This is a genomic window from Ktedonobacter sp. SOSP1-52, assembly GCF_016587395.1.
This window is the reverse complement of record NZ_BNJH01000001.1, coordinates 2,707,996-2,721,597: the sequence shown is the minus strand read 5'-3', so window position 1 is coordinate 2,721,597 and position 13,602 is coordinate 2,707,996. Positions and strand designations below refer to the sequence as shown.

Below are 13,602 nucleotides of genomic sequence, written 5' to 3'. Positions count from 1 at the left end.
TTACATGCCTTCAAGGGTTCTCCGCGGTAGGATAGACGGCCAGCGCGTTACCTCTCGGCACGTTTCCAACCGTCCTCCCCGAACCATGGCATGCACACTTTCTATGCACCAGGCTCTCCAGAGACCCGCATCTTTTCAATGCAACTCCCACGATGGTCTCATGACACATCCGTGTCAACCATCATTTCCTGAGTCTGGCCTCCTGTGGTACTTCGCTCAACGAATGGTTTCCCATTGGCGAACTACTATTACCACTCCGTCGCCCTGACCCTCTCGGATGGTAGGCGATCCCCAAGTTACACATCATCTTCGCTTCGTCCTTAGGCCCTCCGTACGTCGTTTCTCGTTCCCTACGAGCTGGCTCTGATGCAGGCTGTAACCACGCTGGAAACGTTCATGGTTACCATCAGACATGGGCGATGACACCGCTCCCACAGGACGCATGTATTCCGCCACGACTAGAGTTGAAGCAATCATGCCTTGACCATAGACGACCTCGCTGCCTATCTTCTGACCCTTGGTGTTAGGGTTTCAACAGACTTTTAACCCCATGCTACAGTCCCCCCCAAACCTTTCGGCGGGAAGTAAGGGGCTGCGTTACTCACTTCGCCTGAGTGAGGTCGCGCTCTCGCACGACAGAAGATCATGTGCCTCTTTGGGCGCACTTTCCAACATGCTGTTTTCCCCTTTGCGTTTCCGCTCCAGGTTGGTTGGATGTCCTAGAGGTTCGTTACCCCCTTCCTCTCCCGTGTTACACGGGTATTTCATATGCACCGACACGGCGCACCCAATCACACTGCGCGTCCTCCCCTGGCTCAAACGCCAACGGCAGATACACCTCTCCCACCTGCTGCCTCTTCTTCCATTTCCCTACCTCCTGCCGCACTCTCGATTCACACCCCGTATACCCCTCTTCACGAATCATCTGGTAGATCTTCGCCGCTGTATACCGCTGCTTCACCGGGAGCTCCTCATTCTCCACCAACAACGCTTCCACTCGCTCCCGATACGGCTCATACACCGACCCCTTCGAGCCCCCTCGCTTCTCTCCTTCCTTTCCCTCTACTATCTGCTTCACCCGCTTTCGACTCATCCCTCCCTCTTTCGCGATCTGCCGTTGACTCTTCCGCTCCACATAATACGCTCGTCGGACCACTTCCCACTCTTCTCCTCCCACAGGCACCTTCCGCTCCTTTCATCTATTGAAACCTATCGCTCCTCTAAGAATACCCAATCCCCTTTTCCTTGGCAACCCTTTCTTATCACTTCTTCTATTTCCATATATCCTTATGCATCTATTCATTTCCTCCTTGTGGCTCCCCTCTTTAGCATTTCTCCTCACGCCTACCAAACATAGCCATTTGATCCTTTCCATATATGTGCAGTGTTTGTTACAAAAAGACTTGCCTGAGTCGAGCAAACCACGTAAGCTACTAGCTGAAAGTATTCAATTATCAGGAGGAACCTATGAAAACAGTCACACTCAACCTCGAAGATGAGATGTTTGCAAAAATTGCAGGCATTGCGAAACAGGCTGGAATTGCTGAACAAGACACAGCAGAGTGGTTTACGCAGCAAGTGCAACAACGTCTTGAGGAATTGCTCCCTTCTGGCTCATCGGGGTGGATGCCACGTGAACAATGGGATGCGTTAGTTCGAGGAGAGAATTGCGCTTTCTGTGCGCAACTCGAAAAGAATGGCGCTTTCGACGGCTACGGATTTATCATTGCGGATCTCAGTGTGACACGCCTCAAGCTCACTAAGAACCAATATATTCATGGAGAATGTATTCTTACCTCTAAGCACCATATCAAAGAATTCTATGATCTTTCCCAAGAGGATCGTTCTTTGTTTATTGAGGATCTCGCTCGCTCAGCCAAAGCGATAGAGAAGGTTTTTGCTCCACTAAAAATGAGCGTAGATATGGGAAGTAGTGGGTATCCACATCTCTATTGTCGTCTCAAACCTCGCTATTATGGTGATGCAGCTCCAGGGCATATGGCAGAGCGCATTCTTCCTTCACATGAGTACGCAAAGTATGTCTCTGAACTAAGGGCAGCTTTGGCTGAATAGCTTTTTTCTTCTCTTCCATTTCTTGCTCAGTTCTCGCTGGGCAAGTTTTTTTGCAATGGATACTGCACATATATGGAGAGCATCAAGTGGCTAGGTGTGACGCCCACATCGCATGATCCTCCTTCACTCTTCTCCCCCCACCACCTACAATAGCATGTCCTTACGAGCGTATCTGTGGCTCCTTTCCTTAGCACTCGCCTTGGCTCCCTCTCCTCTTGGCCCCCTTTTTTTATCATTCGGAGCCATTTGGTCCCCTTTTCATTTATCAACAACAGCGGCGCCCCGTACACACGGCGATACCAACCACCAGGTCTGCCCACTCCGGCGAAAACAGCAATGACAGGGCTCGCTCCACCAGGGCATCGGGGTCTTTGAGCAAGACTTGCTGCTTTAATCGGTCCTGGGTCACGCCTTGCGTGCGCGCATTCATCTGCACCCATTCCCCCTCCGAGAGGTTGAAGACCTTCAACCCGATATGTTCTTGCTCCCCCGTCCGCGGATTTGCCCAACTATTGTCCTCCGTGATCGGCAGCCCTTTGATCAAATGTCGCACCTGGGTAATGGGTTTGCGCAACGAATCCCCGGTTAACCCCCGCTGCGTCTTCCACCACGCTAACTCACGCTCCCACACCTCGCGTAATTGCGCCTCCTGCGCCACTGTGGCACCACTCACCACTGGTTCGAGCACCTCGCTCCAGCGCCGCTGCACCCAGCCTAAGATCGCCGCCATGGCCTCATTCCTCCTTCTCAAACGCTCTTGTCGCGCCTCTTCGAAATCGTCTTTAGCAGACACCCGCTTTTTTGTCTTGTAAAGAGTATAGAGTGTTCCTTCGTTACTGTCAAGTAGGAACGGAGGAACATGCTCTTCCTCCGCACGAGCGGACCGCAGAAAAAGTGGCATGGAGATGGTACGGCGAGAAGAACCTCTGCCGTGGGGAAGGAAGTTCGGGCCAACAGCTCACCCAGGAGATCCATACCATCGACCTCACTCTCTTGCCCGCGCAAGCGACATGCACCAGGCCCACCGCCCGCGCGCCCTCCTCCCAGCTCCCGGCGTTCTCGCGCTCACCAGGAGCGCGCCTCGCGCCTTCGTCTCCCGTCCTCTCGCACACCATCATGACACCATCTCTGAGACTGACGTCATCTTCCGTGAGACGGGCGACAACGCGCGGTGAGAGCCGACACCTGCTCAAAGAGATCACTCCCCATTCCATTACAGCAGAATGAGGAGCAGCGGCTTTTCAAGCCGCTGCTCCTCATTGCTTCTCCTCACGAGGAATATGGTGCGCTTACGAAAAGTGGTAACCGGTTGCCACTTTTCCCTCGCCATGCCGCGCGAGAAAGGGACACTCATCATAGCCAGGTGAATGGTGGCCCTCATGACAATTGTGCCCTTTGTCTTTTACCCCATCGGTTTATAGCTCGTTCCAGTATTACGAAACATGACCTGCAGGCCATTGACCGTCACCACCAAATCCGGATGGCGCGCATCCCCTGCGAAGGTGAGCAGAAGAGGTGCCAGGTCAGCGCCAGGACCAACAAGGCGAGGACCGAGTAGGAGTCGCGCATGTTCTGGATCGCCGCCGGGAACCTCGAAAATCATCACTTGCCCCTTGAGATTGAGGGCCGTGAAGTGCGTTGGGACTCGCGGATCCCGCTCATGGCCGACGATGTGGTCCACCTGGGTCGTTCGCGGATAGCCATAGCGAACCCCGTCAATGAGCGTGCTACTCCAGCTCAGCACCAGCGATCCGGCGAGGGCGAGGAGCAGCGCACACAACATCCCCAGCCCAAGAGGCAGGAGCCAGTTCCCTCCTTGACGCTTTGATCGCAATGGCGCTGACAGACGCGAGAATTCCTGCACCTCCTCGGCCGGTACAGGGCGCTGCGCTCGTGGTCTGGCCAATTGAGATGCACGCGCCGTCTGGACGGCTGGCGCTTTCCCGGGCTCGGACCTCGGATGGCGGCGCACAACAAGGCTGCGTGGCGCGAGACGAGGCTCCTCCTCGATGGTTGCAGGCATGATGATTCCCTCCTTTGACAAGCAAAGCACAACAAGGACGAAGAAGAAATAGAGAGGCCTGAGCCATCGTAGGAGGGGGGAACAGCATTCGTTCACACAAAGCATACCTGAACCAGAGGTAAACGCACAACCCCTTTTTCCACGAAGTTTTCCAAAGGGGGTGTGCACGAATTGTGGAGAAGACTGGTGGGTGACGCTCCTTCCCATGTCTGCGCGCCAGGCGTTCCCGCGTCACACGATTTTTGACTTCTGGCGCAGCCAAGTACGAGCGTCCACTCCAGCCAGCGTTCATGCCTCTTTGAAGCACCTCTTGTCCAGCAGTTGGCGCTGGCAACTGGTCATTTTCGAGCTTGACTTCCAGAGGGACGCGGCAAGCCCAGCTACAAGGGGTAGACAAAGGTGATGTGAGAGGGCAGATGACTTTGGTCGCCACGCTGTTTGGAATCGCAGCCTAGCTGAACAAAGAGAACCTCTTCACATCCTCTTGCCTTTGGCATAGTTTTTGCAACACAACCATCTTTTGATCGCATCTTATCTGATGAGTTTTATTTTTGCAACACAGCCCTTTATTCTGGCTCCGTAATAAGGCAGGGCTTTTCCCCTGCCTCAACCATGCGGCTGACCAGGAGTTCTTTAAGGCCATGCGCAATTTCGCGGTGTGCTGGCTTGCCAGCAAGATTGTTCAGTTCGTAGGGATCGGCCTCCAGGTCATACAGGTAGGTTTCGATATAGTGCTCAGCATGTGAGTCGTGCCAGCCATTTTTATCGGGAGCAACAACACCATACTTCCAGTTTTTCGTGCGGAGCGCGCGCCCCACTTGGCTCTCGCTAACCTGGATCAGGACCTCTTGTGGCCAATCTGCTTCCCCATTCCTGATGAGCTTTAAGAGGCTGTTCCCCTGCATGGCAGGAGGTATCGGAAGCCCTGCGGCATCAATCAAGGTTGGCGGAAGGTCGACCAGGCTGACAAGCTCCTCAATGCGCCTCCCGCCGTGGAAGCCAGGGCCCTGGAAAGCAGCCAGGACACGAATGGAGCTCTCGTGACAGGAGCGCTTATATTCGCTATTGCGCGTCTTAAAGTGGCAGCCATGATCGGAGGTAAAAAGAATGATGGTATTGTCTTCCATGCCCAGGCTTTTGACGGCCTCTAGTAGGCGGCCAAAGGCTTCATCAACGCGTTTTACCTGGCCAAAGTAGCCCGGCAGGTGTTGGTGCGCTGAGCCGCCCAGTGCCGCCAGGTCGGGTGGCATCCACGCGCCACGATAGCGTTCCTCGTAGCCATCAGGCGCGGGAAAATAATCCTGCTGATTCTGCTGGTGTGGCTCCAGTTGGGAGATGAAGAGGAAAAAGGGCTCACGCTGATGCTGATCAACGTAGCGAATAGCGGCATCAGTTATCGCGTCTACGCGATAGCCTGGTAGCTTGACTGCTTGATTCTCGTTATTATACACCACGGTATCGTATGGGCGCGAGGTGAACTCGAGAATATTTGAGGCCAGCCAATAATCATAGCCGCCGCGCTCATCTTCCACGACGGGATCGGCGCTTCCCAGGTGCCACTTACCGATATATCCTGTTGTGTAGCCTGCATCCTTAAAGGCATGTGCCAGGGTCCGCGTCTCCAGGGGCAGAGGGATATTATTGCGGTAGCAGCCGGTTGTGGTAGGATAGAGTCCTGACTGCATAATCGAGCGTGCGGGTCCACAGACCGGTTGACAGGTAAACATTGAGGTGACATGCGTTCCACGCTGCGCGAACCGATCAAAGTTCGGCGTCAATTGCAGTGGGTTGCCATGCAGGCTGGAGGTATCCCAGCGCTGCTGGTCGGTAAAGAAGACAATAACGTTGGGGCGCTTTGTTGCCTGGGTCATGTTTATCAATTACTCCACTAGGGTCTTATGTGATTACTTTAAGCCTGTCAGACTGATGCCTTTAACAAAGTATTTCTGTGTACAGAGGAACAGCACAAGGATTGGTACAAAAAGCACGACCGCGCCCGTGGCGGTATAGTTCCACTGTGTAAAGTATTCTTGATTAAAGAGCGTCAGCCCAATGGGCATTGTACGCATTTCCGTGCTGTTGACGACGATCAATGGCCAGATAAATTCATCCCATTGGAAGATGAAGGTAAAGAGGCCGAGCGTGGCTAGCGCGGGTTTGACCTGGGGCAGGATAATGCGCCAGTAGATGCCAAACTCCGAGCAGCCATCCAGGCGAGCGGCATCAATCAGCTCGAAAGGAAGCGGCTGGATAAACTGGCGCATCAGGAAGATACCGAAGGCACTCATCAAAAATGGCGCGATCATTGCCTGGTAGCTATCAAGCCAGTTAAGCTGGGCCATGAGGATATAGAGCGGAATCATCCTCACGAAAAAGGGAATCATCATCGTACCCAGGAAGAGCAAGAAAAGCACATTCTTGAGCGGGAAGCGAAACTTGGCGAAGACATAGCCCGCTAAAGGATCAAAGAACAGGTGCGAGAGCGTAATGGCCCCCGCGACAATAAAGCTGTTCAGGAAGAAGCGAGCAAAGGGTGCCTTCTGCCATATGACAAGGTAATTCTGAAACTGAGGGGCTGCTGGCCATAGGACCGGGATGCCCGAAAAAACCTCGGCATCACTCTGGAGGGAGAGTGATCCCATATAGACAAGCGGTAGAAGCGCCACCGCTGCCAGGAGAATCAGAAGCGTATATAGTGCTATATAGCCAGCAACGCGGCGCGCAGGGATATTTTTTTTGTGCATCGTGTTCACCTCCTTTAGTACTCAACTACCTTATTGCCCAGGCGCCATTGAATGAGCGTCAATACAAGAATCAGCACAAACATGATAAAGGAGAGCGCGGAGGCGTAACCAAGATTGTTTTCATTAAAGGCGATGTTGTAGACGTGGAAGACGTAGAAACGTGTCGCGTCCGCAGGGCCACCCTGGGTAATGACAAATGCCTGTGTAAAGGCTTGCAGACTATTGATAACCCCGATGATCACCACAAAAAGCGTGGTCGGGGCCAGGAGAGGCAAAGTCACATGGCGAAAGCGCATCCAGCCGTTCGCGCCATCGACCTGAGCAGCTTCATAGTAATCCTCGGGAATGCCCTGTAAGCCAGCCAGGAAGAGGATCATCGTATACCCGACTCCCTGCCAGACAGTAATGCCAATCACGACCGGCAAGGCCAGTTGGTAATCTGTCAGCCAGCCCTGCTGGGGAAGGCCCAGCGAAAACAGGAGACGGTTGAGTATACCAACCTGGGGGTCCAGAATGTTGCGCCACATGAGGCCAACAATGACCATCGAGGTCATATAAGGCACGAGAAACACAGCCCGAAAGACTACCCGTCCCTTAAAAGGCAGATCCAGGAGCAGGGCCAGGCCCAGGCCAAGCAGGATATTGAGCAGAGTCACCCCTATCGCGAAGAGCACAGTCACCTGGAAGGTTGCCCAGACACGCTGATCCTGAAATGCCGTAAGGTAGTTCGCAAGCCCCACAAAATCCGTGGTACTTTGCATGCTGGCCCACAGCTCCAGCAAGATAGGATAAAAGAAGAAAATGGTAAAGTAGATGAGCGCAGGCGCGAGAAAAACATAGGCGATGAGGGCCTGGCGACTTGCCAGACCCATTCGCACGCTACGTTTCTCTCCCAAACTATCGCGCGCCATAATCAGACTCATAATATGTCCTCCTCTTCACCTGCTCGCGACGCTATTGTGACAATACCTTGTTTCCGGCCTCAGTGAAGGCTTTGAGCGCCTCAGATGCGGGCGTTTGTTTATAAATGACATCCTGGTATGACTTATCGAAGAGGCTTGTGATCGGTCCAGATTTGCCCGTCTTCTCTATTTGAGCACCGGAGAACTGCGCATAGCTTAAACCTTTGGCAAATGGCGCGATAAGTTCTAACTTTTGTACATCTGGGTGACGTGACCAGGATAAACGAGGCATGGTCATGCTTGCCTCTTTCGTTACCGCGACCTCGGTCTCAAGGGCTAGCAGGCGTTTCATTAGCTCCCAGGCCATATCTGGATTTTTGGCGGCTTTGGGAATCATAAGGCTGGTACCAGCGGCAGAAGTTGCCTGTGTGCTCTTCTTCAAGGCCTGGGCTATTCCCAGGGGAAAATCCTTGTTAGCTCCTAGGATAGGTTTAATATCCCATGGACCCGTGATAATAAAGGCAGCCCGCCCGGCGGAGAGTAGTTTTTGGGGTCCGTCATAGCTCCCGGTTGCTACAGGCACTGGCGCGACCTTGTATTTATGAATCAGGTCCGACTGGAACTGGAGCGCTTCGGCGGCGGCGGGAGTATCCATCGCAAGCGCTTTTCTGGTTGGATCATAGAGGTGGACGTCATTCTGGAGGTACCAGGGCCAGCTATAGCCTGAATCCTGGTTGGCCGCAAAGCCATACTGATTATTGGCAGTTACGGCCCGGCTTATCTCCAGAAACTCTTCCCATGTCGCCGGGACTGATGTATGTCCAGATTTATGTAAAAGCTCTTTGTTGTAAAAGAGCAACATACACGTCAGGTGCAACTGAATACCGTAGACTTCACCGTGGACGGTATTGCGCTCTACTGTGTATGACTGCCAGTCATTGGGGAAACCCAGGCTGGCTCCATCTTTTGCTAGATACGGTTGCAAGGAGTGTAGCTTACCAGCCAGGCCAAACTCTTGCACCCAGCCTCCGGGCTCCTCAATCAAATCAGGGGCATCGCCAGCCGCAAAGTTCGCCAATACTTTTGTTCGCATATCCGGCCATTGGTATAACTCTAGTTTGACCTTCCAACCCGGATGATCCTTTTCAAACTGAGAAATGACCTGTTGATAGGTAGTGTAGGCGTGACCTGCGTTCCAGTAGACGCGCAACGTTTTATCCGCAGAGGATGAAGAGGGAACGAGACTTCCTGTTCCGCCACAGGCTGAGAGCAGCATGGGAACAGCAAACACGGTAGATGTTAAGCCTCCGCCTAGTTTTAAGGCGTCGCGCCGTGAAATAGTTGTGTATGGCCTCTCCTTGCGTGGAGAAGACTGAGACTCATGTGTATTGTCCATGTCATTTTCCTTCCCTGGAGTTGCTTCTTTGCAAAAATACATCAATGGTACATCCGCCAAATCAGGCGGTTCTACGTATGATCAATTCCCATTCTCGTAACAGTGTGCGCTCTGGTTGTTCGGGATTGTGCAGGCGTTCTAGAAGCAGTTCGGCGACATCACGAAAGTCAAGGGAAGTTGGCCCCACCGTGGTAAGAGGGGGACTGGCAATCTCGCCTTCGGGAATATTGCCGCTACCTATGACCACAATATCTTCAGGCACGCTCACCCCCACATCGCGCGCGGCCCAGAGCGTGGCTATCGCTACCATGTCAGAGCCAGCAAAGATGGCATCGGGAGGCTGCTCTTGCCGCAATAAGCGCTCAAGAATGGCATACGTCTCTTTGCGGTTTGCAGGCGTGGGAATGACAAGGCGTTCATCCAGCGGGAGGTGGAACGTGTGCAAGGCTCGCTGATATGCTTCAAAACGCGTATCATTGGCATCATTCTGCGCAGTAAAGCAGACGACCTGGCGGTAGCCTTTCTGGAGAAGGTAACAAAACGCCTGGTAAAAAGCCTCCTCCTCGGTAGTACGCACAACATCAAAACCTCTCCCTTGAAGGGCATTATGCATTGCGGTGACAGCGACCCCTGACGCGGCCAGGCGTTCCAGTTCCTCAGCTTTCCATGAGCCGTGCACGACAAGGACGCCATCGGCCAGGCGGCGCTGTAGTTGTTCTAATACCTCCGCCTCTTGCTCGCGTGAACTGGCAAGCGAGATAATAACACTATACTTGTGCTGTTCCGCAACGGCTTCCACGTGCTGGCAGAGAATCTCGTAATATGGGACGCCTAAACGCGGTAGGACGATGCAGATTCGTTCTGTCTTCTGGCGACGCAAATGGCGGGCCGTCTGGTTAGGGGCATAACCCAGCTCTGCCACCGCCTGTATTACCCTCTGGCGTGTCGCCTCGCTGATCGTTTTCGTACTTGAAGCCCGCCCATTTAACACATACGATACAGTCGCAATAGAGACACCAGCCTGGTGCGCGACATCTCGTAAGGTGGGAAGCGTAGGTGCCATCAATCTGCCTTTCACGAGGTGAAACGTTTAACCCTCTGTAAAGAGATTACCATCAAAATCGATGTCTGTCAATTGTAAACCGGGGAAGCAGGGCTTTCCAATTCTCATACATATGGAGCCCTTCGCGCCTGCGGCGAGCGTAGCGAGTCGAAGCTGTACAAAAGAGAACTGGAAAGCCATGGGGTCCGAACCCGTGGCCGGCACCGGAGAATTACGGCGTGTTTGGGCTATCATAGATCACTTCGAGGATCATTCTCATGACCTCCTGCACGATTTTATCCCTTACGCAAGGGATTCCTAATTTTCTCATCTTACCGCTCGGCTTCGGTATGAACTGTTGCCGGACTGGTTTGAAGCGAAATTGTTCGGTTTTCATCTCTTGAATAATCTCCCGAATCCCTTCCAGAGAGAATCCGTCGAGCGTTTCCTCATCCGTTCCCGGTGTCATATTTCCAGGTTTCGACTTAATCCGTTCGTAGGCAACAATATACAGGTCTTCCCTGTACATGAGCCTATAAATTTCGTGGTTCACCCACTGTCTGTTGCTATTCAACTTCCGTAGGTGCTCCAGTCTCTCCAGGGTACTGTCAACTTGCAGGCTGACTGAAACCTCTGGCATACTGATGGGATGAAAACGCCATTATCTGCTTTCCTGTATAAAGGGTTCCGCTTTCCGCCGGAGATTATTAGTTACTGCATCTGGCTGTACTTCCGTTTTTCCCTCAGCTATCGTGACATTGAAGAGATTATGTTTGAACGCGGTGTGATGCTGACCTATGAAACCATTCGGCAATGGTGTTTGAAATTTGGGCAAACGTACGCCAATGAGCTCAAATGCCGCCGTGGCAAGATGGGCGACAAGTGGCATCTGGATGAGGTGTTTCTCAAAATCAATGGGAAGACTCATTATCTCTGGCGAGCGGTCGATCAGGGTGGCAATGTGCCGGATATTTTGCTCCAGAGTCGACGCAACAAGCATGCCGCCAAAAAGTTTTTTCGCAGGCTGCTCTGCGAAGCAAGAGACCTGCTCAGTGTCCCGATCCACGGTATCATCTCCGATGGGCAGCTTTCCATTCGCCGTGCGGTTGCCATGGCCATGCCTCAAGTCCCGCATCAACTCTGTCACTTCCATTACCTGCGAGAAGCTGGCAAGCCTATCTACGAAGCCGATCGACATGCCAAAAAGGAGTTAAAGAAACAGGTGAGAGGGGTTCGTCCCATCGAACGAGCCATCGAGGGGAGAGACGATGAGGAGGCAAAAGTGATTCACGAGTATTGCTTGGCGGTTCGAGCGAGTGTGACCGATGATGGGTTGCCGCCCTTGTCTGCTTCTGGGCTCCGGTTACAACAACGGCTGCAAGCCATCAGCGACTCGCTGGAGCGGGTCGAAGAAAAAAGGGGCTTCCCAGAGAGCTTGGACGATTGAAACAACTCTTGCAGAAAGGGCTGCTGGCAACCAAGGATCTCTTTGCGGTCGTGGGCCCACTCTTTGCATGGCTCTTGCAAGGGGCTGAGATCCTGAGCAATCAGGAGCAGTGCAAGGCAGGAGCGATCCCGCACCGCTTTGAGGAATATGTCACACAAGTGCGGGCATGCGCTGAGCAAGCAGACACTGGCCGCGCTGCTCTCTTGCACTTCCTGAAGGTCACTCAAAGCTACGCGCCACATCTCTTTTTCTGTTATCAGATTGCCGATCTGCCCAAAACGAACAACGACCTGGAGCAAGCGTTTGGCAAGGTTCGATCCGCAGAGCGTCGAGCCACGGGACGGCGAGGAGCCATTCCTGGTTTGGTCGTGCGCGGATCGGTTCGCGTGACCACAGCTCTGGCCACCCGCTTGCACCTGTTCAGCGGCGAGGAGCTCGTTCCCAACGACCTGACCCGCTGGCGCCAATTGCGCTCCGAGGTCTCCTCTCGGCAAGAGGCTCGCTGCAAACAGCTTCGTTTTCGCAAAGATCCCCATGCCTATCTGGTTGCTTTGGAACAACGCCTCTCTAAGATGAGTTTACGATTCTAGTTTTTTCCGATATCGTAAAAATCCCTCGGGCTCTTTTCGAGCGCTTCATCCAGACGCTTGCTTTTGCTGCCTGAGATGGATAAAGTCTAGCTAAGAGAGAAAGACATGAATTCGGGGATTTTCTTGAAGATTTGAGCTCAGACAAAAACAAGATTTTTGGTATCCTACACCCCATCCTCCTCGCTCCACGACAAGGGGAATACTGCCTTTGGCACGATTGCGCGACTCCGCGCTTTCATCCGTTTCTGTTCCATAAGGACCGCTTTTTCTTCGCGCTGCCCACACATCTCTACCGTCTTGGCGCAGGGCGCGGTCCCAACGATCTTCCTCGCTCCCCCAAGAGGCTCTCCTCTCTCACGGTCGAGATGAGCCCTACGTCCGTTCATCGCTGGCGCGAAGGCAAACACATCCGACCGTGTGGGCCTCCTCTCTCACGCTCCCCCTTCCTTCTCTTCGACGCCTCTTCCTTCTCTTCGACGCCTCTTCCCCTCACTTCACACACAAACAAGCGCGAAGAACGCCAGAGAAAAGCGTTCTTCGCGCTTGTGTCGTTGCGGCATCTCAAGTGAGCATCAATGTAGCTCCGTCAGCTGAGTTCCTTCGCAGCGTTGACCTTGATCGTGCGAGCGCGAGCGTGCTCCGCCTTGGGCAAACGCAGGGTCAGGATGCCATCGTTGTAGCTCGCCTCCGCCCGCCCAGCATTGACGGGCGAAGGAAGCGTAAAGCTCCGCTGATGCTCACTCTTGGGGAAGCCATGATAATGGACCGTGGCATGCTCAGGAATCTCTGCTCCTGCCTGCCACTTCAGGCTCACCACTTCCTGCTGGACGGTAATCTCAACATCCTCAGGTGTGACACCGGGCATCGGCACCTGCATCGTGAAGTCCTCTGCCGTCTCATACAGGTTGGCAGGCAGAGTACGAGTGAAGAAGGCGCTCGTGTTGCGTGGGGAAATGACACTCTCCTCAAACAATCGATCCATCGCGTCGCGCAAGGTCACAAATTCATTGAAGGGATTGTAGCGAGTCAGATTGGCCATGATCTCTTCCTCCTCGAAATGGAATAGTATGGGAAGACATATCGGACAACTCACTGGTGGGATTCGCCCAGGTGCGTCCGGATCTTTCCTTCACTGAGAAGAGTATATCCTCAACCGTGTTAGAAGAACGTATGCAATCTATAAGATCTATGTTAGAAAACTTGATAGCACTACTATCAAACTCTGATTTGCTCTCTGCAAGGATCGGAACAGGGAACCACCCTGGCATACCTCGCTGCCAACACCGGCGACCTCCTCCTCTCTCAACTCATTGGCACCATCGACGGCTGGACCACGCGCCGCTGTGTTGCAAAAAAGAAAGCTGATCGGCTAGAGTTGAGAAAAA

15 protein-coding genes are annotated in these 13,602 nt (G+C 53.3%); 4 read left to right on the top strand and 11 right to left on the bottom strand.

Translation table 11 applies throughout. The annotated features are described in order from the left end of the window. Window positions 1–751: 751 nt before the first annotated feature. Window positions 752–1,183, bottom strand: a complete 432-nt coding sequence (locus JMJ16_RS13045; RefSeq protein WP_201381845.1) for a hypothetical protein — start codon at window positions 1,181–1,183, stop codon at window positions 752–754. 284 nt (window positions 1,184–1,467) lie between these two features. On the opposite strand from JMJ16_RS13045, the gene JMJ16_RS13040 reads away from it, so the two are divergent. Further along, window positions 1,468–2,073, top strand: a complete 606-nt coding sequence (locus JMJ16_RS13040; protein ID WP_201381843.1) for an HIT family protein — start codon at window positions 1,468–1,470, stop codon at window positions 2,071–2,073. Between the two features lie 265 nt (window positions 2,074–2,338). On the opposite strand, the gene JMJ16_RS13035 is transcribed toward JMJ16_RS13040, so the two are convergent. Then, entirely contained in the window at window positions 2,339–2,803 is a 465-nt protein-coding gene (locus JMJ16_RS13035) for a protelomerase family protein (RefSeq protein WP_201381841.1), read from the bottom strand. Between the two features lie 92 nt (window positions 2,804–2,895). Between JMJ16_RS13035 and JMJ16_RS13030 the strand changes: the two genes are divergently transcribed. Continuing rightward, window positions 2,896–3,300 (top strand): hypothetical protein, encoded by a 405-nt coding sequence (locus JMJ16_RS13030; protein ID WP_201381839.1) that lies wholly within the window; start codon window positions 2,896–2,898, stop codon window positions 3,298–3,300. Here JMJ16_RS13030 and JMJ16_RS13025 read toward each other — a convergent pair. The 8 genes from JMJ16_RS13025 to JMJ16_RS12990 all read right to left on the bottom strand — a co-directional run bounded on the left by JMJ16_RS13025 (window position 3,287) and on the right by JMJ16_RS12990 (window position 10,754). Beyond that, on the bottom strand, window positions 3,287–3,454 hold the full coding sequence (locus JMJ16_RS13025) for a hypothetical protein (RefSeq protein WP_201381837.1): 168 nt from the start codon (window positions 3,452–3,454) through the stop codon (window positions 3,287–3,289). The genes JMJ16_RS13030 and JMJ16_RS13025 overlap by 14 nt on opposite strands. A gap of 21 nt (window positions 3,455–3,475) precedes the next feature. Further along, on the bottom strand, window positions 3,476–4,096 hold the full coding sequence (locus JMJ16_RS13020) for a hypothetical protein (protein ID WP_201381835.1): 621 nt from the start codon (window positions 4,094–4,096) through the stop codon (window positions 3,476–3,478). 566 nt (window positions 4,097–4,662) lie between these two features. Next, window positions 4,663–5,967 (bottom strand): sulfatase-like hydrolase/transferase, encoded by a 1,305-nt coding sequence (locus tag JMJ16_RS13015; RefSeq protein ID WP_201381833.1) that lies wholly within the window; start codon window positions 5,965–5,967, stop codon window positions 4,663–4,665. A gap of 33 nt (window positions 5,968–6,000) precedes the next feature. Continuing rightward, a complete protein-coding gene (locus JMJ16_RS13010; protein ID WP_201381831.1) occupies window positions 6,001–6,840 on the bottom strand; it encodes a carbohydrate ABC transporter permease in 840 nt (279 codons plus the stop codon). Between the two features lie 14 nt (window positions 6,841–6,854). Beyond that, on the bottom strand, window positions 6,855–7,763 hold the full coding sequence (locus tag JMJ16_RS13005) for a carbohydrate ABC transporter permease (protein WP_201381829.1): 909 nt from the start codon (window positions 7,761–7,763) through the stop codon (window positions 6,855–6,857). Between the two features lie 31 nt (window positions 7,764–7,794). Then, window positions 7,795–9,138 (bottom strand): ABC transporter substrate-binding protein, encoded by a 1,344-nt coding sequence (locus tag JMJ16_RS13000; RefSeq protein ID WP_201381827.1) that lies wholly within the window; start codon window positions 9,136–9,138, stop codon window positions 7,795–7,797. 61 nt (window positions 9,139–9,199) lie between these two features. Next, window positions 9,200–10,201, bottom strand: a complete 1,002-nt coding sequence (locus JMJ16_RS12995; RefSeq protein WP_201381825.1) for a LacI family DNA-binding transcriptional regulator — start codon at window positions 10,199–10,201, stop codon at window positions 9,200–9,202. A 211-nt stretch (window positions 10,202–10,412) separates the two neighbouring features. Beyond that, complete coding sequence (locus JMJ16_RS12990) at window positions 10,413–10,754, bottom strand: hypothetical protein (RefSeq protein ID WP_236601447.1); 342 nt, start codon at window positions 10,752–10,754, stop codon at window positions 10,413–10,415. 75 nt (window positions 10,755–10,829) lie between these two features. Between JMJ16_RS12990 and JMJ16_RS54160 the strand changes: the two genes are divergently transcribed. Together JMJ16_RS54160 and JMJ16_RS12980 are read left to right on the top strand one after the other, a co-directional pair. Then, a complete protein-coding gene (locus tag JMJ16_RS54160; protein ID WP_236601446.1) occupies window positions 10,830–11,627 on the top strand; it encodes an IS6 family transposase in 798 nt (265 codons plus the stop codon). Beyond that, on the top strand, window positions 11,624–12,217 hold the full coding sequence (locus JMJ16_RS12980) for a hypothetical protein (protein WP_201381823.1): 594 nt from the start codon (window positions 11,624–11,626) through the stop codon (window positions 12,215–12,217). The genes JMJ16_RS54160 and JMJ16_RS12980 overlap by 4 nt, the downstream gene beginning before the upstream one ends. Before the next feature lie 586 nt (window positions 12,218–12,803). Here JMJ16_RS12980 and JMJ16_RS12975 read toward each other — a convergent pair. Beyond that, window positions 12,804–13,256, bottom strand: coding sequence for an Hsp20/alpha crystallin family protein (locus JMJ16_RS12975; protein WP_201381821.1), 453 nt, complete (start codon window positions 13,254–13,256; stop codon window positions 12,804–12,806). Window positions 13,257–13,602: the final 346 nt, after the last annotated feature.

What these genes read in the sequence shown, in the direction of transcription:
- JMJ16_RS13040 (WP_201381843.1), top strand. Translation starts at nt 1,468, where the DNA reads ATGAAAACAGTCACACTCAACCTCGAAGATGAGATGTTTGCAAAAATT.
- JMJ16_RS13035 (WP_201381841.1), bottom strand. Translation starts at nt 2,803, where the DNA reads ATGGCGGCGATCTTAGGCTGGGTGCAGCGGCGCTGGAGCGAGGTGCTC.
- JMJ16_RS13025 (WP_201381837.1), bottom strand. Translation starts at nt 3,454, where the DNA reads ATGAGGGCCACCATTCACCTGGCTATGATGAGTGTCCCTTTCTCGCGC.
- JMJ16_RS13020 (WP_201381835.1), bottom strand. Translation starts at nt 4,096, where the DNA reads ATGCCTGCAACCATCGAGGAGGAGCCTCGTCTCGCGCCACGCAGCCTT.
- JMJ16_RS13015 (WP_201381833.1), bottom strand. Translation starts at nt 5,967, where the DNA reads ATGACCCAGGCAACAAAGCGCCCCAACGTTATTGTCTTCTTTACCGAC.
- JMJ16_RS13010 (WP_201381831.1), bottom strand. Translation starts at nt 6,840, where the DNA reads ATGCACAAAAAAAATATCCCTGCGCGCCGCGTTGCTGGCTATATAGCA.
- JMJ16_RS13005 (WP_201381829.1), bottom strand. Translation starts at nt 7,763, where the DNA reads ATGAGTCTGATTATGGCGCGCGATAGTTTGGGAGAGAAACGTAGCGTG.
- JMJ16_RS13000 (WP_201381827.1), bottom strand. Translation starts at nt 9,138, where the DNA reads ATGGACAATACACATGAGTCTCAGTCTTCTCCACGCAAGGAGAGGCCA.
- JMJ16_RS12995 (WP_201381825.1), bottom strand. Translation starts at nt 10,201, where the DNA reads ATGGCACCTACGCTTCCCACCTTACGAGATGTCGCGCACCAGGCTGGT.
- JMJ16_RS54160 (WP_236601446.1), top strand. Translation starts at nt 10,830, where the DNA reads ATGAAAACGCCATTATCTGCTTTCCTGTATAAAGGGTTCCGCTTTCCG.
- JMJ16_RS12975 (WP_201381821.1), bottom strand. Translation starts at nt 13,256, where the DNA reads ATGGCCAATCTGACTCGCTACAATCCCTTCAATGAATTTGTGACCTTG.